General features: G+C 34.0%; 16 protein-coding genes, 1 tRNA gene and 1 pseudogene. 8 read left to right on the forward strand and 10 right to left on the reverse strand.

Annotation, left to right across the window (positions count from 1 at the left end):
- Nucleotides 1-190: 190 nt before the first annotated feature.
- Nucleotides 191-4,036 carry a M43 family zinc metalloprotease gene (locus tag ACHRWY_RS24950; RefSeq protein WP_395358263.1) on the forward strand — a complete coding sequence of 1,282 codons (3,846 nt, stop codon included), beginning with the start codon at nt 191-193 and terminating at the stop codon, nt 4,034-4,036.
- A 78-nt stretch (nt 4,037-4,114) separates the two neighbouring features.
- On the opposite strand, the gene ACHRWY_RS24955 is transcribed toward ACHRWY_RS24950, so the two are convergent.
- Together ACHRWY_RS24955 and ACHRWY_RS24960 are read right to left on the reverse strand one after the other, a co-directional pair.
- Nucleotides 4,115-5,335 carry a M24 family metallopeptidase gene (locus tag ACHRWY_RS24955; protein ID WP_395358265.1) on the reverse strand — a complete coding sequence of 407 codons (1,221 nt, stop codon included), beginning with the start codon at nt 5,333-5,335 and terminating at the stop codon, nt 4,115-4,117.
- Between the two features lie 31 nt (nt 5,336-5,366).
- Nucleotides 5,367-7,364 (reverse strand): MGH1-like glycoside hydrolase domain-containing protein, encoded by a 1,998-nt coding sequence (locus ACHRWY_RS24960; RefSeq protein WP_395358267.1) that lies wholly within the window; start codon nt 7,362-7,364, stop codon nt 5,367-5,369.
- A 205-nt stretch (nt 7,365-7,569) separates the two neighbouring features.
- Here ACHRWY_RS24960 and ACHRWY_RS24965 point away from each other — a divergent pair, with 205 nt between their 5' ends.
- Both ACHRWY_RS24965 and ACHRWY_RS24970 read left to right on the forward strand, forming a co-directional pair.
- Nucleotides 7,570-8,124 (forward strand): S28 family serine protease, encoded by a 555-nt coding sequence (locus tag ACHRWY_RS24965; RefSeq protein ID WP_395358270.1) that lies wholly within the window; start codon nt 7,570-7,572, stop codon nt 8,122-8,124.
- 2 nt (nt 8,125-8,126) lie between these two features.
- A complete protein-coding gene (locus ACHRWY_RS24970; RefSeq protein ID WP_395358272.1) occupies nt 8,127-8,249 on the forward strand; it encodes a hypothetical protein in 123 nt (40 codons plus the stop codon).
- 30 nt (nt 8,250-8,279) lie between these two features.
- Here ACHRWY_RS24970 and ACHRWY_RS24975 read toward each other — a convergent pair.
- A pseudogene (locus ACHRWY_RS24975) lies at nt 8,280-8,423 on the reverse strand (WbqC family protein); the annotation flags it as partial.
- A gap of 285 nt (nt 8,424-8,708) precedes the next feature.
- On the opposite strand from ACHRWY_RS24975, the gene ACHRWY_RS24980 reads away from it, so the two are divergent.
- From ACHRWY_RS24980 to ACHRWY_RS24995, 4 genes are all read left to right on the forward strand, one after another.
- Entirely contained in the window at nt 8,709-9,137 is a 429-nt protein-coding gene (locus ACHRWY_RS24980; protein WP_395358274.1) for a MauE/DoxX family redox-associated membrane protein, read from the forward strand.
- Nucleotides 9,127-10,173: a hypothetical protein gene (locus ACHRWY_RS24985; RefSeq protein WP_395358276.1), complete on the forward strand. Its 1,047-nt coding sequence runs from the start codon at nt 9,127-9,129 to the stop codon at nt 10,171-10,173. The genes ACHRWY_RS24980 and ACHRWY_RS24985 overlap by 11 nt, the downstream gene beginning before the upstream one ends.
- Nucleotides 10,174-10,460: 287 nt before the next feature.
- Nucleotides 10,461-10,628 (forward strand): hypothetical protein, encoded by a 168-nt coding sequence (locus ACHRWY_RS24990; RefSeq protein WP_395358278.1) that lies wholly within the window; start codon nt 10,461-10,463, stop codon nt 10,626-10,628.
- A gap of 227 nt (nt 10,629-10,855) precedes the next feature.
- Nucleotides 10,856-13,132, forward strand: coding sequence for a TonB-dependent receptor plug domain-containing protein (locus tag ACHRWY_RS24995; RefSeq protein ID WP_395358280.1), 2,277 nt, complete (start codon nt 10,856-10,858; stop codon nt 13,130-13,132).
- Nucleotides 13,133-13,135: 3 nt separating this feature from the next.
- On the opposite strand, the gene ACHRWY_RS25000 is transcribed toward ACHRWY_RS24995, so the two are convergent.
- The 7 genes from ACHRWY_RS25000 to ACHRWY_RS25030 form a co-directional block, all read right to left on the reverse strand.
- Entirely contained in the window at nt 13,136-13,747 is a 612-nt protein-coding gene (locus ACHRWY_RS25000; RefSeq protein ID WP_395358282.1) for a WbqC family protein, read from the reverse strand.
- A gap of 93 nt (nt 13,748-13,840) precedes the next feature.
- Entirely contained in the window at nt 13,841-15,397 is a 1,557-nt protein-coding gene (lepB, locus tag ACHRWY_RS25005) for a signal peptidase I (protein WP_395358284.1), read from the reverse strand.
- A gap of 64 nt (nt 15,398-15,461) precedes the next feature.
- Nucleotides 15,462-16,163, reverse strand: coding sequence for a 4-hydroxy-tetrahydrodipicolinate reductase (gene dapB / locus ACHRWY_RS25010; RefSeq protein WP_395358286.1), 702 nt, complete (start codon nt 16,161-16,163; stop codon nt 15,462-15,464).
- Between the two features lie 41 nt (nt 16,164-16,204).
- The gene (locus ACHRWY_RS25015) at nt 16,205-16,765 is read right to left on the reverse strand and encodes a DUF5683 domain-containing protein (protein WP_395358288.1); all 561 of its coding nucleotides are present in this window, start codon (nt 16,763-16,765) and stop codon (nt 16,205-16,207) included.
- Nucleotides 16,765-17,673, reverse strand: a complete 909-nt coding sequence (locus tag ACHRWY_RS25020; RefSeq protein WP_395358290.1) for a ParB/RepB/Spo0J family partition protein — start codon at nt 17,671-17,673, stop codon at nt 16,765-16,767. The genes ACHRWY_RS25015 and ACHRWY_RS25020 overlap by 1 nt, the downstream gene beginning before the upstream one ends.
- 5 nt (nt 17,674-17,678) lie before the next feature.
- Nucleotides 17,679-18,446: a ParA family protein gene (locus ACHRWY_RS25025; protein ID WP_395358292.1), complete on the reverse strand. Its 768-nt coding sequence runs from the start codon at nt 18,444-18,446 to the stop codon at nt 17,679-17,681.
- A 766-nt stretch (nt 18,447-19,212) separates the two neighbouring features.
- Nucleotides 19,213-19,287: transfer RNA gene (locus ACHRWY_RS25030), tRNA-Pro, on the reverse strand.
- 152 nt (nt 19,288-19,439) lie between these two features.
- Between ACHRWY_RS25030 and trxB the strand changes: the two genes are divergently transcribed.
- Nucleotides 19,440-20,387, forward strand: a complete 948-nt coding sequence (gene trxB / locus ACHRWY_RS25035; RefSeq protein ID WP_395358294.1) for a thioredoxin-disulfide reductase — start codon at nt 19,440-19,442, stop codon at nt 20,385-20,387.
- The last annotated feature ends 219 nt before the right edge of the window (nt 20,388-20,606 follow it).

The following is a 20,606-nucleotide window of genomic DNA, read 5'->3' on the forward strand; positions in this document are numbered from 1 at the left end:
ATATATGTTTCGGATATGTTTGGTTAAAGGTTGTTTTTGGTTGGTGATATTTGTTATTATTGTTTTATTTTTTAACAATATGTTTTTTTATGGTTAAAAAGTTGTTAATACTGTATTGTTTTTTAGTTAGATAGTATCAGTAAAGTAAAAGCGATCCTGATAATTTTGGTGTTAACAAAACCCAAAAAAAATGAGAACAAAACTACTAGTATTATGGCTGATTTTTACGATAGCAAAAATGAGCGGGCAAGGACTTCCTTGCCGGACAACAGAAGAAAATGCCAAAGTGTACCGGGCGAATCCGAACTCACTTCAGGAAAAAAAAGATTTTGATATTTTTACCAGAAACTTTACCCTTCAGCGTAAAAGTAAAACAGGTAAAACTGCAGCAGTTACATATACTATTCCCGTAGTTTTTCATATTTACGGAGATATACAAAGTGGTAAATCTATCACTTATGAAAAAATTGTCAATCATCTGGCGCAACTAAATGATGATTTTAATGGGAGAAATGCAGATTATCAAACCGTAGAGCCTTTTTTTCAGGCAAGAAGAGGAACTATTAACATCGAATTTAAATTGGCCAAAAAAGATCCAAACGGAGGCTGTACAACCGGTGTGGTTTTTCATCCTGCAAAAAATGGATACGGAAATGGTGGCGGTTATGACGATCAGATTGCTGCCGATGCCTGGGATAATAAAAAATACATGAACGTTTATATTCAGAATGATTTGTATAATGACGGTACTTTAAATAATTCCGGGGTCGCCTGGTATCCAAATACTGATATGACAGCAAGCAATACAGCACGTGTCGTTTTTAACGGAGCCTATCTTTACGATAACTCATATAGTAAAGAGTTTTCGGCAACTTTAACACATGAGTTTGGACACTTTCTAAATCTAATTCACACTTTTGAAGGAGGCTGTACCGGAACGGATGAAATCGCTGATACGCCACCAGAAGACGGTTTGCATACGCTTGCCTGTACACCCGGAACAAATTGTAGCGGAGATAAAGTAAACTTTGAAAACTACATGGGGTACAACGGTGCGCAAGGTTGTTACAAAATGTATACACAAGGACAGATCGACAGAATGCTGGCAGCATTACAGCATCCTGCAAGAATTACACTTTGGCAACCTCAAAATTTAATAGACACAGGCGTAAATGCAACAGAAAGCAATTTAGTAGCAAGTGTAACCACTTTAAAAGAAACAATTGCAAATGACGGTGCCTTCGATACATCCTCAGTGGTAACACTGAGCAGTGGTAAAACATTTGCCTTAAGTTCAGGGACTATGTCTGCCGGAACACATTTTACGCATACTTTTCCAGCAGGCATTACACCGGTAGTAACTGTAAATTCAAACGGACAACTCACCATAACGCTTTCAGGAAAAGCGACTAATCATGCAGCAGCACAAAATACAACGGCCGGAATTACATTTCTGCCGGCAGCTTTTACTGGTGGAACTACGGGTTTAGCCTGTACCGCTTTATTCTTCAATTTGAAATTTACAGATCCTTACGGGATATTTTTTGTGGATATGCCTGACGTAAACATTTCTTCAGGTTTAACCTGGAAAGCATTTGATATAGCAAAAGGAGACGATACTTCGTTTGGAGGCTGGCGTTATGTTGCGAATGCATTAAAAATAGAAACCTATGGCAAAAAATTAGTTTGCGAAACAGGGACCAGAAATATTACTTTATTAGGACAAAATACAGCAGTAGGACCAACAAGTAATATGACAGCGCCGGGGGCGTATCCTAATCAGTTGGATATACGATCAGCAGGTTATACTGCCTGGGAAGGAAAATCAGGATATGTAGGTTTTGAATACAAACTTGAAGGCCAAACTTGTTACGGATGGTTTAAAGCAGAAGTTGCGGCAAACGGAGATGCCTTTACGATTTCGGAATATGCTTATAACACACAACCCAATGCACCAATCTATACCGGAATGTCAAATAAAACAGCGGTAACGTTGTCAGATAGTACTTTTTATGAAGCAGAAGCAAATGATGGAGGCGTTACAGCAACCGCTACAATTACACTATCGACTAATAATGGAACATTTACAAAAAGTACCGGAACCTTTACCGCCGGAACGGATTATACGGTTACAGGAGTTCCGTCTGGACTAACGGCAGTATTAACACTTCAGGCAAATAATAAAGCAGTACTGTCTTTTACAGGAAAAGCAACTGCACATCTTCCCGCAAACGATGCTGCTGTAGTTATTACATTTAAAGACCTTGCCATTACAGGTGGCATTTCGACTCTGGATAATGCTTCAAAAACTATTAATTTAAAATTTGATGCACCTTACGGCGTTTTCTATGTCAATAATCCTGATTATGTGGCTTCGGCAACTCAACCATGGCAATATTTTGATCTGGCAATTGGTGATAATACAGCATATGGTGTTTGGCAATTTGCAGCTGCTGCTTTAAAAATGGAAACCTATGGTAAAAGATTAGTAGGCCAGGCAGGAACCAGAAACATCTCTTTCATTACTCAGGGAACTTCAATTGGTGCATCGAGTAATTTTGTATCTCCGGGTGCCGCATATCCCGATCAGTTAGATTTAAGGACTGCAAGTTATACTGCCTGGGACAATCAAACAGGGTATGTAGGTTTTGAATATAAAAGCAGAGGACGTACCTGTTATGGCTGGATGCACGTGAAAGTAGAAGCGGGCGGAGCAGGATATACCGTTTTGGATTTTGCATACAATACAAAACCTAACGAAATGATTCTGGCGGGAACTCAAACAACTACAACCGTTTTGGCTCCTTCAAATTTAACGGCGACGGCTAATAATAGCAGCTTAGAAGTGCAATTAACATGGGTAAATAATGCAACAAATGCAATAAACATCATCATTGAAAGAGCAGGACAAGACAATGTTTTTTCAGAAATTGCAGCCTTGCCAAGTACAGCGCTAAGCTATACAAACACAGGTTTAACAGCCGGAAGTACTTATAAATATAAAATTCGTGCCAAAGCAAATGCTGTTTATTCGTCCTATTCTAATGAGGTTTCGGTTACAATTACGGCCGGTTCATCATATTGTACCACGCAGGCTGATAATAAATATGAATACATTAAATCTGTAACGGTTGGGGCTTTCAATAATACCTCTGGTAAAGATTCAGGTGCTTACGGTGATTATTCTTCTAAAGTGATTACAGTAACGTCAAATACCGTTACGAGTGTTAACCTTACGGCGGGATTCTCAGGTGATGCTTATTTAGAATATTGGGGAGTCTGGATTGATTATAATAAAAATAGTGTTTTCGAAGCTTCGGAAAAAGTAATCGATGGAATTTCATCTAACGGAACTGCTGCCGGAAGTTTTACCCCAATTGCTTTTACAGGATCAACAAGAATGCGAATCGTAATGAAATACTATTCTAACCCATCCGCTTGTGGTAATATTGCTGACGGAGAAGTAGAAGATTATACGGTAGTTTCAGGAACAGTAACAACACCGGTAACGCTGGCAACCCCAACGAATATTGGTAATGCAGGAGTTTATTCTACAGGGTTTTATACGTCCTGGAATACAGTTCCCAATGCGACAGATTATGAAGTGCAATTGAATAATTCAGGTACTGGATGGACTACATTTGGAACTTCAACAACTTATTATTTATGGGTTCCAAAGCAAGGTACACAAACCGTTTATCAATTTAGGGTACGAGCCAAAAATGCTACTGAACAGAGTGACTGGAGCGCTCCATTAACGGTTGATTTACAAAGCTTAGGTGCTGGACAGGATCAAATCGACTTTCCGAAGTCATTTGCAATGTATCCTAATCCGGCTACAGACCTGGTTAACTTTAATTTCACGAATTTAAATTTAGCCAGTATTAAAATAACGATTTATGATAGTACAGGGGGCGTAGTAGCGGTATTAGAAAATGCAACTTCTTATCCTGTATACCAACTCAGAAGAGGAATTTATATAGTGGTAGCCACAGACGGAAGCTTCACTGAAAGTAAAAAATTATTGATTAAGTAGTGTATAAGTCTGGTTACAAAGAAAAGGGGGAAACAAAATCGTTTCCCCCTTTTTTATTTATTTTCATAAAACAAAATATCAATTGACCTCAATGCCAAACGGGTTGTCAATACTATGCATGGGAGTGGTAAACCATTTTGGGCCGTTTGATGTCATGTAAAAATGATCTTCATGCCGAATCCCAAATTGTCCCGGTATGCAAATCATGGGCTCATTGCTCACCACCATTCCTTCTTGCAAAACCGTAGTACTGCCTCGAACGAGATAAGGATGTTCATGTATGTCTAATCCTGTTCCGTGACCCACACGATGCGGTAATCCCGGAAGTTCGTAATCAGGGCTCAAACCGGCTTGTGCAATTACTTTTCGCGCTGCATCATCAACAACGCCGCAAGTTGCTCCTAATTGTGCTGCATCAAAAGCTGCTTTTTGAGCTGCCTTTTCTAAATTCCAGATTTTGATATGCGCTTCAGTTGGGGTTCCGTACACATAAGTTCTTGTGATATCAGATAAATAACCTTCTAAACGGCACCCTGTATCAATCAGTACAATGTCATTCTCTTTTAAATCCTGCGGAGCCGTTACCCCATGTGGATATTGCGAATCATCTGCAAACAGGACAATGCAAAAATAAGAACCTGAAGAAATTCCTGCTTTAATATGTGCCTGATTTATAAAATCAACTACCGTTTTGGCCTCGATACCCGGATATAAAATACGGGCAGCAGCACGTTGCACCACCATGGTAATTTCTTTTGCCTGCTGAATAATGGCAATCTCATTTTCTGACTTTTGAATGCGGCATCCGGTTGTAACGGGCTGTGCATTTTGAAATTCATAACCCGGATTAGCTTTGGTCAGGCCATCAATCAGAAAATAACCGGCAGATTCATCTAAAGCGATTTTACCCGCATTTACGTTTTTGTTTTGAAGTATTGTGCCAAACAAAGTATAGGGAGATTCGTGCTCTTCCCAACAATTGATTTTGCCGTCTATTTGCCTGAATTTTTTAAAAGTTCCTTCTTCAAATTTAGGTACAATATACTCTAACGTACCATCTTCAAATAAAACAGCGCCAACCATTCTTTCAGAGGCATTCCATTTAGTCCCCGTGAAATAATATAAATTGGTTCCGGCATTCACATATAATGATTTTACACCTGTTGTCTTCATAATAGACACTGCTTTTTGAATACGTATTTTGTATTCTTCCGGCTGAATGGCTTTTACATTCAGTGTCATATTTTGTATTTTTTCTAATTCTGTATTTGCGTCAGATCCGCCAACTCCAATAGTCATCTTTTTTGTTTTTAAGGTTAATTGTATTTTTTTAATCATTCAGTAGTAACATCATAAAATGCGCTGCAGACCAGCTAAAATTATAGGCCTCAAGTCCTTTTCCGGTTATGGGCTGATAATTTTCTCTAATCGCATATCCTTTTTTAAGAGCACCTTCGGCATTGTGGATGGTTTTATAAGTTAGTGTTTCTGTTTCTTTCTGATAGCCGTAATTGTTTAGTCCGGTGATCCCAAAGTAAACCTGATCCAGCCAGATCGGACCTCGCCAATATCCTCCTTCAGGCTTGAATTTAGGATGATTTGCGGCCAGCGTTGGCAACGGAATAAATGTATTAAAGATTTCAGGATTCATCATGTTGTTTTTAATTTTTTCGGCCTGTTCCGGAGTTGCTGCGTTGGCCCATAAAGGAAAATAACCTTCACAACCCATATCTTTCAATAACGTTTTTCCATCAATCGTAGTGTCATAAAACCATCCTGTAGTTTCATCCCAAAATTGAGCCTGTATTTTTCCTTTCAAAATTTCAGCCTGGTTTTTAAATGTTGACTCATTGACCTGATCTTCCAAAACAGAAGCTATTTCAGATAAAAATATTTTTTCGGCATATAAAAAGGAGTTCAAATCGACACTTTCCTGATCTAAAGAAAAGGCATATTTACGGTTTTGCAATAAAACACTACTGTCAAACCGAACTGCATTATCCATACCGCTTTCCCATTTTGCAGCAATTAAAGTCCCGTCAGTAGAACCAAATTCGCACAGCCCGTCGTGGTCATGATCTCTTTCTCTGAACCACCATTCATGGTATTTTTTTAATTTAGGATAAAGTGCTTTCAGGAAATCTTTGTCGTTTGTTTTTTTATAAACTTTTAGAACTACCCAGGCAGCCAGTGGCGATTTGGTATTCCTGTAATTGTTAGGTTCGATTAGCGTATCGCGATAAACACAATCAGGAATAAATCCGTTCGGTTCCTGATAATCAAACATAGCGCGTATTTGGTTTTTTGCCACTTCCGGATCGTAATGGACCACAGCGGCAGCCTGTTTCCAGCTGTCCCAGGCCCAAAAGCCGTTGAACCATTCGTAATGATAACTGGGGAATAAACCATTATGCTTTAAACCTTCAGCCGCAATTCTCGTATTGTTTTGTAATGTAAGGGCAAGTTTTGCTAATAAATTAGAATACAGAATATCTGCATAAATAGTTTTTTTATGGGAGATCAAATGGGTTAATTGTAGTTCTTTTTCCTGTTTAGTCGTTTCTAAAGCAAGATCAAAATTACTTTTTCTAATCTTTTGTTGTTCTTCTTTCCAGGAATATTGGGGAAAAATAAAGGTTTGCGCAATCAGGATTTCTTTTATTTGCTTTGGTTTTAAAACAAAGGAATGAAGTGTTGTGGTATAGCCAGTAGAAGTAACTTTTGAATTGACTTCAGTTCCAAAAAATTGCAGATGTCCCACTGCATTTCCTTTCTTTGACGTTACTGTTATTTCCTTTTTTTTTGCGTGAAGCTGAATCGTTTTTAAATACTTTTCCCCCGAAAAGTAACCGTTTAGCTTTATACTTTGATTTGAAATGTTGGTAATACTGGTCTTTTGTAAAGCTGTGTGTCCTGATAGAAAAAAAAGTTGCTGCCTGATGATGAGGTTTTTGGTTTTGAATTCCTGTTCCAGATGACTATTATAACTTGTTTGGCGTACCAAAGAAACTTTCCAGTCGATTTCGTTTTGTCCTGGGTTTTCTTTCAGATGAAAAGAAGTAAAAGCAGGGCTAAGCCAGACTCCATTTTGTTCCGTTAAAAGTAATGGTCCTGAAAAACCTGCCTCTGTTTTGTTTGCATTTAAGAAACCGTACGCAAACCAGGAGCCTTTGTCCGAAAAAGCTAAAGATGTTCTGTCAGTTGCCGAAGCTGGATATCCGCTATAACTAAGACTGTTTTTGCTGTTTTCTAAATTCGGAAACTTTGTTTGTGCAAAGCCAAGCTGTATGGTGGTAGAAAGAAAAATAGCGTAAATAAAGTTTTGCATAATAAGTAAATAAGGACCTGTTTTTAGGGCTGTGATGAGGTTTTTGAGATTGTTTTTTATAGTTTTTGATTAAAATTAAGTGAATATTTCGGGATAGTGATATTTTAACTTAAAGTAGATAAAATAGGATAATTTGCAGGTAATATAGTATCGGATTCAGGTTTACAGAGCCTGTATTTTTAAGAAATCAATTAAACCCTGAAAGATGAAAAAAATACAAAGCTTACTTTTGTTAGTGTGCATCATCCTGATTCCGCATTTTGGTCCGGCGCAGACAACATCAGATTTACTTCAAAAACTCACCATATTATTTCCAAAAGCAGAAATTACCCGTATAGAAAATTTAGCGGGATATTCGGAATCGTATCAATTGATTTTAGAGGAGCCATTAGATCATAACAATCCTCCAAAAGGAACATTTAAACATTACGTTTATCTTTCTCATCTGGATTTTAATAAACCAACGGTCATTGAAACCCATGGTTATCAAACAGTGAATATTAAAAGTGAAGTAAGTACGTTACTGAACGCCAACCAAATTGCGGTTGAATATCGCTTTTACGGAAAATCACGTCCGGAGCCGCTTCCATGGGAATATTTAACGAATGATCAGGCCATTGCAGATTACCATGATCTTGTAATGAAGTTAAAACAGATTTATTCCGGCAAATGGATTTCGACCGGAATAAGTAAAGGCGGTGAAACAGCTCTTATATATAAGTCAAAATATCCGGACGATGTAGCTGTAGTGATGCCTTAAAAATGGTTCTTCCAACCGGGAGTCACTCAACAAGAGTTAAAGATTTTCCGGAAAAAGATAAGGCACTTATTATGGAAACACTGGGAAGATGGCTGGAAATAAAAGGATTTACCAGAAAGGATTAAAAGAAAAATTAAAAGATATTTTAGCGAAATCTAAAGTATTCTCTGTGTCTTCAAATAATTCATTGCAAATTTACCTTCGTTAAATAATAAATCCAAAACGCTTAAATTATTGATAAATCCGTGTTTGTCATCAAAAACCTGAGTGTATTTTTCAAATGTGTTCAAAATCTTTCTTTTTTAAAACGCTGAAATTGATGATTTTTAATTAGTTATGTCAAGCACTAATTTCATACTTGTATGCTCTATAGTAATACCAAAAAACATAAAAGTTTTAAAGTTATTTAATTTATACGTCTCTTTCTTTTAGTTACTTCTCTTTCATTGTTCTTAAGTATTTGATTTTGGGACTTTATTATTTTTTTTTAAGAATTATCTTCTTTTTTATAAAAAATAAATATAATCTTACTATATTAGCTAAAATTAACAGTGTTATTACGTTATTAAAATCATATTAGGGATATGGAACTTTTTAAATTTCAAAAAAATATAGCTGAAGTAATATACCTTTTTTTAATATTCTTTCTGTGTTATACGGCTTCGAATAAGTTGTTTAAGATTGATTCGTTTAAAACTAATTTAATTAAAACAACATTGTTTAGTAAGGAGTTTGCAGATGTTTTTTCTATTCTGATAATTATTCTTGAAATCGTATTAGTATTAGTTCTGTTTTTTTTTAAAATTAAAGGACTTTTATTATGTAGTGTAACCATGTTAATCTTTACGCTATATATATCTTTTTTAAGATTTAAAGGTTTGTATGAAGTTTGTGGGTGTGGAGGAGTTTTAAATGGTTTAGAGTATAAATATCATTTTCTGATAAATGTTGGATTGGTATTAGGGGCATTATTTTCTTTTTTTACTTTTAATGCTTTTGATAATGAAAAATAAGTTTTTAATTGGTATTGTTACTTTTTTTGTTGCTATTGGTTTTTGTATATTTTTTTTTAATGTTACTGATTCTGTTACTAAAAAAAAGTATTATTTCAACAGGAAATTTTCTAACGATAGTGTTTTGAGATTTCAAAAAAAAAATAATAAATTAAACGAAGGGGAATACGTTATGTATGTAAAGTCCGATAGTTGTTTAATTGAAAGAGATAAGAAGCAAATAGATGAATCAAATGTGCAATATAAATTTTATTTTTTTGATTTTGATTTTAGCCATAATAAGATAAAGGAAGCGATTCTTCCAACTTCCTCTTACTTGTTATTTTATACCTCTAATAAGATGTTTTATTCTATAAAATTCAACTTGTTTACTTATGATTTTAAAATAAAGAATTCTAGGGAAATTAATATTAATTTTTTTAAAGTTTTTAATATTAAACCGCTGTCTAATTCAAAGACTAAATTTTTGTGTTTAGGAGAGTATCTAATTGATAATAAATATGTAACAGGTTTTTATATTGTTGATATTAATTCTCAAAATGTTAATCTTGTTAAGGAAATACAGTTTAGTGAAAAAAGTATGATATTAGAAAATTTTTTGATCTATTCGGGAGATTTTTCAAGCAGTTTTGAAGGTGATGATATTGCTTATTTCTGTGATAAATTTTCTAAGATTTATTTCTTTGATAATACAGGAACGTATCTCAAGGAACTTAATACAAAAGAAAATGTTCCATTACCCAAAATATTGACAAATGATAAAGGAGATAATTTTTATAGTAGAGGAGATACTTGGTCTACAAATAAAGCGGTGTACTTAAATAAAAAAAAGGTATTTGTTTTTTCAGGTAGATCTGAATTTGAAACAAATATTGTAATTGACGAGTACTCGTATGAAACTTTAAAATATGATAAAAGTTATCTGGTAAATTATAATAACTATGATTCAAAAAGTATAGGAAATGTTCGTATAGACAAAGATAATTTGATTATTGCTTTTAATTCAGATTATGCATCCTTTAAATTTTTAAAATAAAAATAATTATTTAATTAACTTAATTTATTTAAACATGAAAAACTATTTAAAATTTGTTGTTGTCGTTTTTGGGGTTACTATTGCTCTTTTTAGTTCTATATCTTCACAAGCACAAAAAGACCAGGGTAAACTGCCAGGAAGCTGTAGTAGGACAATGGATGTTTGTGGTACTACGTCGGGAGGTAATGTGATTGATGGGGTATATAGTAAGTAAGTTTTTATTTTAAAACTTAATATTGTAGCTAGACATTAAAATATTTCAGTTGTTAATTTTTAAAGTATTTATTATGAAAAATTATTTAAAATTTGTTATTGTTGTTTTTGCGGTAACTGTAGCTCTTTTTGGTTCTATTGGCGTTGAAGCCAAAGGGAAAAGCGCCGGCTCCTGTGATGATAAACCTAAAAGTTGTGGTACAACATCTAGTGGTGATCCAATTGTAGGGGAGTATAGTTAATATTAACTTGTTGATTATTTTTTTTAGCTAGTGATTTTTTTAATAATTGTATCGAGAATAATAAAAATTACGACAATTAGGTTTGATACTTTTTTTGTTTTATTATTCAAAGAATGTTTAAATTATAGTTTTACTAATTATTCTAAAAAAGATTAATTATACATTAATTGTAAATGTTTCCTGGATTTTTTCAGGAAACATTTTTATTAAATTTATAAAACTACTTCATGAACTTAAAATTTTCTATTGTATTTTTCTTTGTAGTTATAAATTGCTTTTCTCAAAACGGTGTAGAAGTTTATGGGAAAATTTCATATGATGATTCGGTTTTAATCGATGTTCTTGTCGAATTAAAAAGTAGTACAATTTCGAAATTCGCAGTTAGTGATAAACGAGGAGTGTATAGATTTTCTAATATAAATACTAAAGATAATGATACTCTGTTTTTGATAGTAAGTAAGCCGGGCTATAAAACTTATTATCATAGAATTCCACATCTAAGATTAGAGAATAACATTTATCTTGAGAAAGAAGAAGCAAAAGAACTTAACGAAGTTATAATTAAATCTGAAAAAAAAATAGTCAATACAGCTCGCAAATCTACATACAAAATCAATTCAAAAGATTTTTTAAAAAATGCTAAAGCCGGAGAGGTTTTAAGTACTGTGCCAAATGTTTATTTTAATAGATTCGATGAGAAGGTGATTGTTGATGGAGTCCTTAATGCTAGAATTTTTATTGATGGAATAGAGGCAATGTCCAATGAACTTGAAAATATTGATGCAATTGATATTGAAAAAATTGAAGTGATTTCAAATCCATCGTCAACTCTTTATGGTTCTGAGTTTTTTGGGGCTATAATTAATATTATAACTAAAAAAACAACTGAAGAATTTATTAAGGGAAGCCTTGGTGCTACTGTTGGAACTAATAATGATTATTGGTCTATAAATCCTGCTCTTACTTATAAAAAGGGAAGATTTGCTCTAAGATCCAATTTTAGATTTTTGAATAATGATCAGATTGTTGATTTTAATTCTGTTAGAAATGATGAGGAAGGCGTTTTTTATCAGAGTAATGTAAAAAAAACAAAAAGTAATCAAGAAAATTTTAATACGCGTGTGGGTGTAAAACTGTCTGAGAAATCAAATATTACCTTTACGAATGGATTCTCTGGTTATAAGTTTAAAGGTATTGCCAGAGGTTTTTCAATGTTAAATGATGAAAATGCTGAACTTTTTACTAAAAAGGGCAAAGAAGCAAATAGTCAAATGAATTTAGGCTCAGTTTTTAGTCATTCATTAAAAAAAAACACGACTTTTTTTGTAAAAGGAGCCTATTCAATCTATAAAAAAGTTGATACTAATGTGTTTGATTACGAATATCAGGGATTAAAATATTATGATATTCAATCTAAAAACAAGGAGTTTTCAGCGGAGTTAGATTTAGAATCAGAAAACATCGTTTTTGTAGGTAAAAATATGAGTTTGTATGCTGATTTAAAATTTATTAATAGAAATTATAGTTTTTTTGATAGTACATATTATCTCAATCAAAAAGTTGTGGATGCTTCAGTAGAATTAGATACCGATTGGTCGAGTAAGATTTCTACGGAAATAGCTTTGACATTTGAAAATACCAGTAACGGTAATGTGACATTAAATCAGAACTATAATTTATTGTTGCCTACGTTTAATGGAATATATCATTTTGAGAATAAACTTGATCTTAAACTTAGCTATTCCAGAAAAGTTTTGCGCCCTGATGCTAGTGATTTAAATAGTAATATAGTAGTTATATATCCAGGACTTGCCAAGCAAGGAAATGAAGATTTAGATCCGCAATTGAGAGATTATTATTCATTAACTTTTATTAAGTCAATTAAATCAGATAATCTCTCATTAAAATTTTACAATGAATCTATTAATAATGCAATAACAGAGGTTTATAGAAAAGATGGGGAATTGTTGATTCAAACACTTGATAATGCAGCTTCATATAATTCGTTAGGTTTTAATGCTGGGGTAAAAACAAAATTATTTAAGAAAGTTATAACTAGCATTAATTCTGGATTTGACTATAATGTATACAGGGATAATAGTGAGAAAGCGGTAATTGAAAAAAATAGTGGTTATACTTTTAGGGGCAATATTAATTTAAGTGCTAAATTTTTTAAAGATAATATTTCAGTTTCATTCTCAGGCAGACAAGACGGTCCTAATTATTCACTTTTGTCAAAGAGAATAACAAAACCTTATCTGGATTTTAACATAAATACTAATGTGTTAAAGGATAAAATAGGTATCAGTTTATACGCTAGGAACTTACTAGGAAAGTCAGCTAGTGGATTTACGGATATAAGTAGTTATGGTAATTTTTATCAAAAAGTTGAAACCACAAATAATTCCAGAAATTTGTTACTGATTTTAACTTATAATTTTGGTAAAAAATTTAATGATAAAATAGATTCTCAGGATATCAATAATAATGATGTGAGACGCTAATTTTTATATTCTCTGTGTCTTCAAATAATCCATTGCAAATTTACCTTCGTTAAATAGTAAATCCAAAACGCTTAAATTATTGATAAATCCGTGTTTGTCATCAAAAACCTGAGTGTATTTTTCAAACGAATTGGTGTCTTTTTTTCCGTTTGCTAAAATTCTGAAATCAGAAATGTTTTCTGCTTCCATAAAATATTCAGTGGTTTTGCTGTATTCCAGTTTCATTCGCAAACACCTTGTTAAGATATCTAAAACTTCTAAGTTTAGATCCATCAGGAAAGTATGTTGTTTTTCGAAAACAGGACGAATATCATCTTCAAAAAACTCAAAAAAAGGCGAACTTCTGTATCCGGCTTCTAAGGATTTAAAGTGCTGTTTTTGCCAGTCAAATTCATTCTCAATTAGCACATCTTTTGTCTTTTGATGAACTGTTTTGGAGTGTTTGACAGGAATATTCAATAACTGAATTCCGTTTGGACTATAGATATAGGTACGGTTTCTATTGGTCTGTTTCTGAAAATTATCTTCCATTTCAAAAGTTATATTTTCAGATTGAGCCATAACTGCAAAGTGACTAATCGACGGAAAATAGGTAGGAAGTAATAAGGAATTCATTTTGTAAAGTTTTACGTTAAAAGTTCAGGTTTCAGGTTTCACGCTCGTAAAGAACCTGAAACCTGAAACCTGAAACAAAAATAACTATTTTTTTTATGCTTTATTTTCTTTTCTTTTTCTCCAGAAATATTCGCCAATAAAATAAGCGGCAAGAATAAATAAGAAATATTTAAAGTAGGATTGTGGTTGTCCTTCTCCGTCAACAGTCGTGAAAACTCTGTCCCAACGAACTTTATTGATTCCTTTTCCATTGGTATCCCAGCTCATCCAGATGAAAACCGGTTTTCCTACAATATGGTTTTCCGGTACGTAACCCCAATAACGGCTATCTTCAGAATTGTGACGGTTGTCTCCCATCATCCAGTAATAGTTTTGTTTGAAGGTATAAGTGTTGGCTTCTTTACCGTTTATGATAAATTTAGAACCTTTTAGTTCTAAAGTATTTCCTTCATAATTGGTGATGATTTCTTTATAAAAGGGTAAAGATTCATTCGTAAGCGCTACTGTTTTTCCGGCTTCAGGTATATAAATCGGACCAAAATTATCCTGATTCCATTTGTTGATATGAGGGAAAATTGCATTGTCGTTTCCTTTGTCAATTTCTCTTTTTACAGCAGTAATTCCAGGCGTGTTTTTTAGACGCTCTGCGCTTGCTTCTGTTAATGCCCTAAAGTAAATAGTGTCTCTTTTGTCCGGGTTTTTAAGATATGCACCGTCAGTAATATCTAATTCTCTCATTAAAGATTCGATGTCCAAAGGTGTTTTTCCGTCTAACGCTACTGAATACGAATATTGAGGTTTTGCTCTTTCCGGCAGTACTAATTTCTTTCCGTTAATGAAAACGAATCCGTCTCTAATGGATAGGCTGTCGCCAGGAATACCAACACATCTTTTTACGTAATTTGATTTTTTGTCGATAGGCTTTATGACGCCGGGTCTTCCTTTTGGCTCATAAAAATAATGAACCGTATCTACAGGCCAGTTGAAAACAACGATATCGGATCTTTTTATTTTTTCTAAAGCAGGCAGTCTTAAATATGGTAGTTGTGGCCAGCTTAAATACGATTTTCTTTTTAAAAATGGTATCGTATCATGTACCATTGGTAATGCTACTGTAGTCATCGGAACTCTTGGGCCGTAATTTACTTTACTAACAAATAAAAAGTCTCCAATTAACAGCGATTTTTCTAATGAAGAAGTTGGAATCGTATAAGGTTGTACAACATAAGTATGTACTAATGTCGCTACGATAATAGCAAAAAGTAATGAACTTATGGTGTCAGCAGTTTTGTTTTGTGGCGTTAAACTTCTATTGGCATTATACTCTAATTTTTGTGTATAATTGATATAATAGATGTAAAATCCAAAAGTAAAAATACCAAGTAAAGTATCTAAAGTCGATTTTTTGCCAAATGTTCTTAAAGTTTCTACCCAAACAACCGGAAACATAATTAAATTAATAATCGGAATAAAAAGTAATATAGTCCACCAGGTTGGCCGGCCAATTATTTTCATTAAAACTATTGCATTATAAACCGGAATTGCAGCTTCCCAGGTTTTTCTTCCGGCTGTCTGATACAATTTCCAGGTTCCCAGAAAGTGAATTACCTGTACCGCTAAGAAAAATACAAACCAAAGATATAGTGTCATAATATTTTGTTTAAAGTTTGACGTTTAAGGCTTTTTTTGTTCTGACCTTAAAGTTTCAATCTGTTTATTTTAAGTTTAAAACATCCTTCATGCTGTAAATACCTGTTTTTCCAGCCAGCCATTCAGCAGCAATAACAGCTCCAAGCGCGAAACCTTCGCGGTTGTGGGCGGTATGTTTTAATTCGATGCTGTCTACAACAGAGTCGTAAGTTACGGTGTGTGTACCCGGAACATCTCCAATTCTTTTTGCTTCAATATGAATTTCGTTTGTTTTGGCCTGATCTAAAGTCCAATTGGCGTAATTGCTGTTTTCAATAACTCCTTTTGCTAATGAAATAGCTGTTCCGCTTGGGGCATCTAATTTTTGGGTATGATGAATTTCTTCCATTGTCACTTTGTACGAATCAAATTGTGACATGATTTTGGCCAAATATTCGTTTAGCTCAAAGAAAATATTAACGCCTAAGCTAAAGTTTGAACTTGATATAAAGCCACCTTGTTTTTCATTGCAAAGTGTTACCATTTCATCAAAATGTTCTAACCATCCTGTTGTTCCGGATACTACAGGAACATTATTGTTAAAACAACTCGAAATGTTGCTTACTGCTGCGGTTGGAACACTAAAGTCTATTGCAACATCAGCTGTTGAAAGTCCGTCGTAAGTATTGAATTCGTCTTTCTTTAAAACAATTTCATGTCCTCTTTCTAAAGCAATTCGTTCAATTACTTTACCCATTTTTCCGTATCCTAAAAGCGCAATTTTCATTATTATATGTATTTGAGAATTTTAAATAGCAATAAAACTATTTAAAAACGATAGTTAAAGGTTAGTCCAACGTTTGGTTTAAATGTTACATCAGCGGGATAGACTTCCGGACGCATTGATAATCTTTCGCTTACGTTAAATTGAATTAAAGCAGCATCAACATTGGCATCGATAATGTTTAAAACGTAAAAGCCTACGATAAAAAAAGCGGATAAGTCCCTGTTTCGCTGGTAGAATTTCTGACCTGCAATAAGTCTGCTTTCATCTAAAAACTTATAGTTGTCATCGTTATAGCCTTCAAGTCTTCGTTTGTAGGCATCACGATAATCGTGGTATTTTTTATTGTTATCGATATAAAAGTATAAACTTGTACCAATTGCTCCGTAAACTAACGGAATTTTCCAGTATTTTTTATTATATGCCTGGCCTAAACCGGGCAGAATGGCAGAGTAAAATGCCGCTTTTGCAGGTGTAAGCGGATCTATTTCTTCTATTTTGCTAGTGTCTTTAACAACCAAAACCGTGTCTTTTTTTACCTGGGCAAAAAGAGAAACGGTTCCTATGAGAAAGAACAATAGGCTTATGGGGACAATCTTATTCACTATCCGTTTATTAATTTTATAATTCTGTTAAAATCAGCTTCAGAATTAAAAGGAATTGTAATTTTTCCTTTTCCGTTATTGGCGACTTTTATATCAACTTTCGAACCAAAATAATCATTGAAAGTGTTTTTTTGAGTTTCTCTAACCATAAACGAAGAGTCGGTTTTTATTTTTTCTTCTCCTTCGGCTTTTGGTTTTAAGCTTTCGTGATAATTTTTTACTAAAGTTTCAGTCTCACGAACCGATAAGTTTTGACTAACTATTTTTTGGTAAATATCTGTTTGAACGTCTAAGTCCTCAATGTTGATAATAGCTCTGCCGTGGCCCATACTAATAAAACCATCACGAATACCCGTTTGGATAATCGGGTCCAGTTTTAAAAGACGTAAATAATTGGCAATGGTAGAACGTTTTTTTCCAACGCGTTCACTCATTTGCTCTTGTGTTAATTGAATTTCGTCAATTAAACGCTGGTATGAAAGTGCGATCTCGATTGGGTCTAAGTCATGACGCTGGATGTTCTCTACCAAAGCCATTACCAATGATTCATTATCATTAGCAATACGAATGTAGGCAGGGACATGTGTTAAGCCCACTAAAGTTGAAGCACGCAAACGGCGTTCCCCTGAAATTAACTGGTATTTATTGAAGTCTAATTTTCGAACAGTAATAGGTTGAATTACACCAAGTTCTTTAATAGAGGTGGCTAATTCGCGTAACGATTCTTCATTAAAATTGCTTCTAGGCTGAAACGGATTTATTTCTATAGCACTTATTTCAAGCTCAATAATATTTCCAACAACTTTGTCAGCATTTTTGTCTTCTACTGATGTAATGTCGTTTTCGGGATCTTTTAATAATGCTGATAATCCTCTTCCTAAGGCTTGTTTTTTAATTGCTTTTGTCATAAAAACTATTTGCTGTTTTTCTTTATAATTTCTTGCGCTAAATGAATGTAATTAACGGCTCCTTTGCTTGTTGCGTCATAATTAATGATACTTTCACCAAAACTAGGGGCTTCGCTTAATTTTACATTTCGCTGAATAACGGTATCAAAAACCATATCGTTAAAGTGTTTTTGAACCTCTTCGACAACCTGATTGGATAAACGTAATCTCGAATCGTACATGGTTAGTAATAATCCTTCGATATCAAGATCAGGGTTGTGTATTTTTTGAATACTTTTTATGGTGTTCAGTAATTTTCCTAATCCTTCAAGTGCAAAATACTCGCATTGAATAGGAATTACTACTGAGTCAGCTGCTGTTAAAGCATTCAGGGTTAATAAGCCAAGAGAAGGAGCACAGTCGATAATGATGAAATCATACTCGTCTTTTACACTCTCTAATGCTTTTTTAAGCATATATTCTCTGTTTTCTTTATCAACCAATTCGATTTCGATGGCAACAAGATCAATGTGAGCAGGGATCACATCAACATTTGGAGCTGAACATTTTACAATGGTTTGTTTTGGTGTATGGCTATGTTCAAGTATTTGGTAGGTACCAATCTCAACAGATTCTACATCAATCCCAAGGCCAGATGTGGCATTTGCTTGAGGATCAGCATCAATCAATAATACTTTTTTTTCTAAAACACCCAATGAGGCCGCAAGATTTACCGATGTAGTAGTCTTTCCAACGCCTCCTTTTTGATTAGCAATCGCAATGATTTTGCCCATTTATTTTCTGAATTTTGAACCGTAAAAATACAATTATTTATGGTTTCTGAAAATCTATTTTGTTAACATTTAAGAAACTTCGGTTAATCGTTGTATGGTGCGTGTTTTTTAGGATTATATTTTTATTATCGGCAAAAATAGTAGGGAAATTTCGTTCTATTTTGTTTTCATTTTTACAGTAAAAAGAACAAATCTGCAGTTTGATCAGAAAAAAGTGTTTAAATCCTGAGTCGGCCTTTTGTTTTAATTCTTTCTATTTAAATCTTTTACTCTGATCTAAAAATGTGTTTTTGAGTTGTACTCAGGTTGTAAAATGTTAGAGTAGTTTTTTTAGATTTTACAAAAAAAAAGAAGGTTCAAAAAGCTTCTTAAATTTATATGTTTTACAAAGGTTATTTTTTGTTTAATACATTCTAAATACTCGTTTTTATCTTTTTCAGCTTGCAGTAAATGCTCGTAAAGCTTTTTAATTTCTTTGTCGGCTAAATTATCAAGGATTGAATTGTTAAAGTAGCTCATTTTGAATTTCGTCAGCTGGTTCCTTATGATAAATGATATAACCTGAATAAAAAAACATTGCCTATGCTTTTAACCATTGGAGTACAATATAGTATGGTAATTGGTATCCCCACGGTTGAAATCGCGGGCTATATTTGAAATGAGATTAAAACCAATGGGTTTAATTGCCGGATCTATTCAAAAAATAAAGACGTATTTACTTAAAGGGCAAAAAAAAAGTCTTTTCAAATAAATGAAAAGACTTTTGTCGGGGTGGCAGGATTCGAACCTGCGGCCTCCTGCTCCCAAAGCAGGCGCGATAACCGGGCTACGCTACACCCCGTAAGCGGATGCAAATATAGTAATAAATTCTATTTACAAAAGAAAAATCTCAAAATAAATAAAACTTATTTTGAGATAGTTATTTAGGATTTGTTTTGAGTGCAATTTTTTATAATAAAGTTTACCTTTGCGACTCTTAAAACTATATACATTATGTCAGATACAATCGAAAAAATTAAATGCCTAATTATTGGTTCTGGTCCAGCAGGTTATACTGCGGCTATTTATGCTGCCAGAGCAAACATGAATCCGGTTTTATATCAGGGAATGCAGCCAGGCGGACAATTGACTACAACTAATGAAGTAGAAAATTTTCCTGGTTATGTTGATGGTGTAACAGGACCGGAAATGATGATTCAGCTGCAAGAACAAGCAAAACGTTTTGGAGCAGATATTCGTGATGGTTGGGCAACAAAAGTTGATTTTTCAGGAGATATTCATAAAGTTTGGATTAACGATAGCATCGAATTGCACTGTGAAACAGTTATTATTTCTACAGGAGCATCTGCTAAATATTTAGGATTACCGTCAGAACAACATTATTTGCAAATGGGTGGAGGAGTTTCTGCTTGTGCTGTTTGTGATGGTTTTTTCTACCGTAATCAGGAAGTTGTAATTGTGGGAGCAGGAGATTCTGCTTGCGAGGAGGCACATTACTTATCTAAACTTTGTAAAAAAGTAACGATGTTGGTGAGAAGCGAAAAATTCAGGGCTTCTAAAATCATGGAAGAACGCGTTCGCAAAACCGAAAATATTGAAATCTTAATGAACCACGATACTGTTGAAGTATTAGGAGATGGAAATGTGGTACATGCCATAAAAGCATTGAATAAAACCACTGCTGAAGTTGTTGAAATTCCTGCAACAGGATTTTTCGTAGCCATTGGCCACAAACCCAATACCGATATTTTTGCAGATTATATTACACTTGATGAAACAGGTTATATCGTAAATACTCCGGGAACTTCTAATACAAATGTAGCAGGTGTCTTTGTAGCGGGAGATGCTGCAGATCATGTGTACCGTCAGGCAATTACTGCTGCCGGAACCGGGTGTATGGCTGCATTGGATGCGGAGCGTTATTTAGCTTCGAAAGAATAAAATAAAGTTTCAGGTTGTTGGAACGTTGTGCTTAAGACAACCACACATAAAAAAAAATCCATTTGTATTTACAAATGGATTTTTTTTATGTGCTGAAACCTGAAACCTGAAACCTGAAACCTGAAACCTGAAACCTGAAACCTGAAACCTGAAACCTGAAACCTGAAACCTGAAACCTGAAACCTGAAACCTGAAACCTGAAACCTGAAACCTGAAACC

The sequence above is a fragment of the Flavobacterium sp. FlaQc-48 genome, from assembly GCF_044007335.1.
Taxonomy (GTDB): Bacteria; Bacteroidota; Bacteroidia; order Flavobacteriales; family Flavobacteriaceae; genus Flavobacterium.

Bases quoted from the DNA above. Each gene is read 5' to 3' on its own strand.
- ACHRWY_RS24950 (WP_395358263.1), top strand. From the start codon at position 191: ATGAGAACAAAACTACTAGTATTATGGCTGATTTTTACGATAGCAAAA.
- ACHRWY_RS25020 (WP_395358290.1), bottom strand. From the start codon at position 17,673: ATGACAAAAGCAATTAAAAAACAAGCCTTAGGAAGAGGATTATCAGCA.
- ACHRWY_RS24990 (WP_395358278.1), top strand. From the start codon at position 10,461: ATGAAAAATTATTTAAAATTTGTTATTGTTGTTTTTGCGGTAACTGTA.
- ACHRWY_RS24955 (WP_395358265.1), bottom strand. From the start codon at position 5,335: ATGACTATTGGAGTTGGCGGATCTGACGCAAATACAGAATTAGAAAAA.
- ACHRWY_RS25025 (WP_395358292.1), bottom strand. From the start codon at position 18,446: ATGGGCAAAATCATTGCGATTGCTAATCAAAAAGGAGGCGTTGGAAAG.
- lepB (WP_395358284.1), bottom strand. From the start codon at position 15,397: ATGACACTATATCTTTGGTTTGTATTTTTCTTAGCGGTACAGGTAATT.
- ACHRWY_RS24985 (WP_395358276.1), top strand. From the start codon at position 9,127: ATGAAAAATAAGTTTTTAATTGGTATTGTTACTTTTTTTGTTGCTATT.
- ACHRWY_RS24995 (WP_395358280.1), top strand. From the start codon at position 10,856: ATGAACTTAAAATTTTCTATTGTATTTTTCTTTGTAGTTATAAATTGC.
- dapB (WP_395358286.1), bottom strand. From the start codon at position 16,163: ATGAAAATTGCGCTTTTAGGATACGGAAAAATGGGTAAAGTAATTGAA.
- trxB (WP_395358294.1), top strand. From the start codon at position 19,440: ATGTCAGATACAATCGAAAAAATTAAATGCCTAATTATTGGTTCTGGT.
- ACHRWY_RS25000 (WP_395358282.1), bottom strand. From the start codon at position 13,747: ATGAATTCCTTATTACTTCCTACCTATTTTCCGTCGATTAGTCACTTT.
- ACHRWY_RS24980 (WP_395358274.1), top strand. From the start codon at position 8,709: ATGGAACTTTTTAAATTTCAAAAAAATATAGCTGAAGTAATATACCTT.
- ACHRWY_RS24965 (WP_395358270.1), top strand. From the start codon at position 7,570: ATGAAAAAAATACAAAGCTTACTTTTGTTAGTGTGCATCATCCTGATT.
- ACHRWY_RS24960 (WP_395358267.1), bottom strand. From the start codon at position 7,364: ATGCAAAACTTTATTTACGCTATTTTTCTTTCTACCACCATACAGCTT.
- ACHRWY_RS24970 (WP_395358272.1), top strand. From the start codon at position 8,127: ATGGTTCTTCCAACCGGGAGTCACTCAACAAGAGTTAAAGATTTTCCG.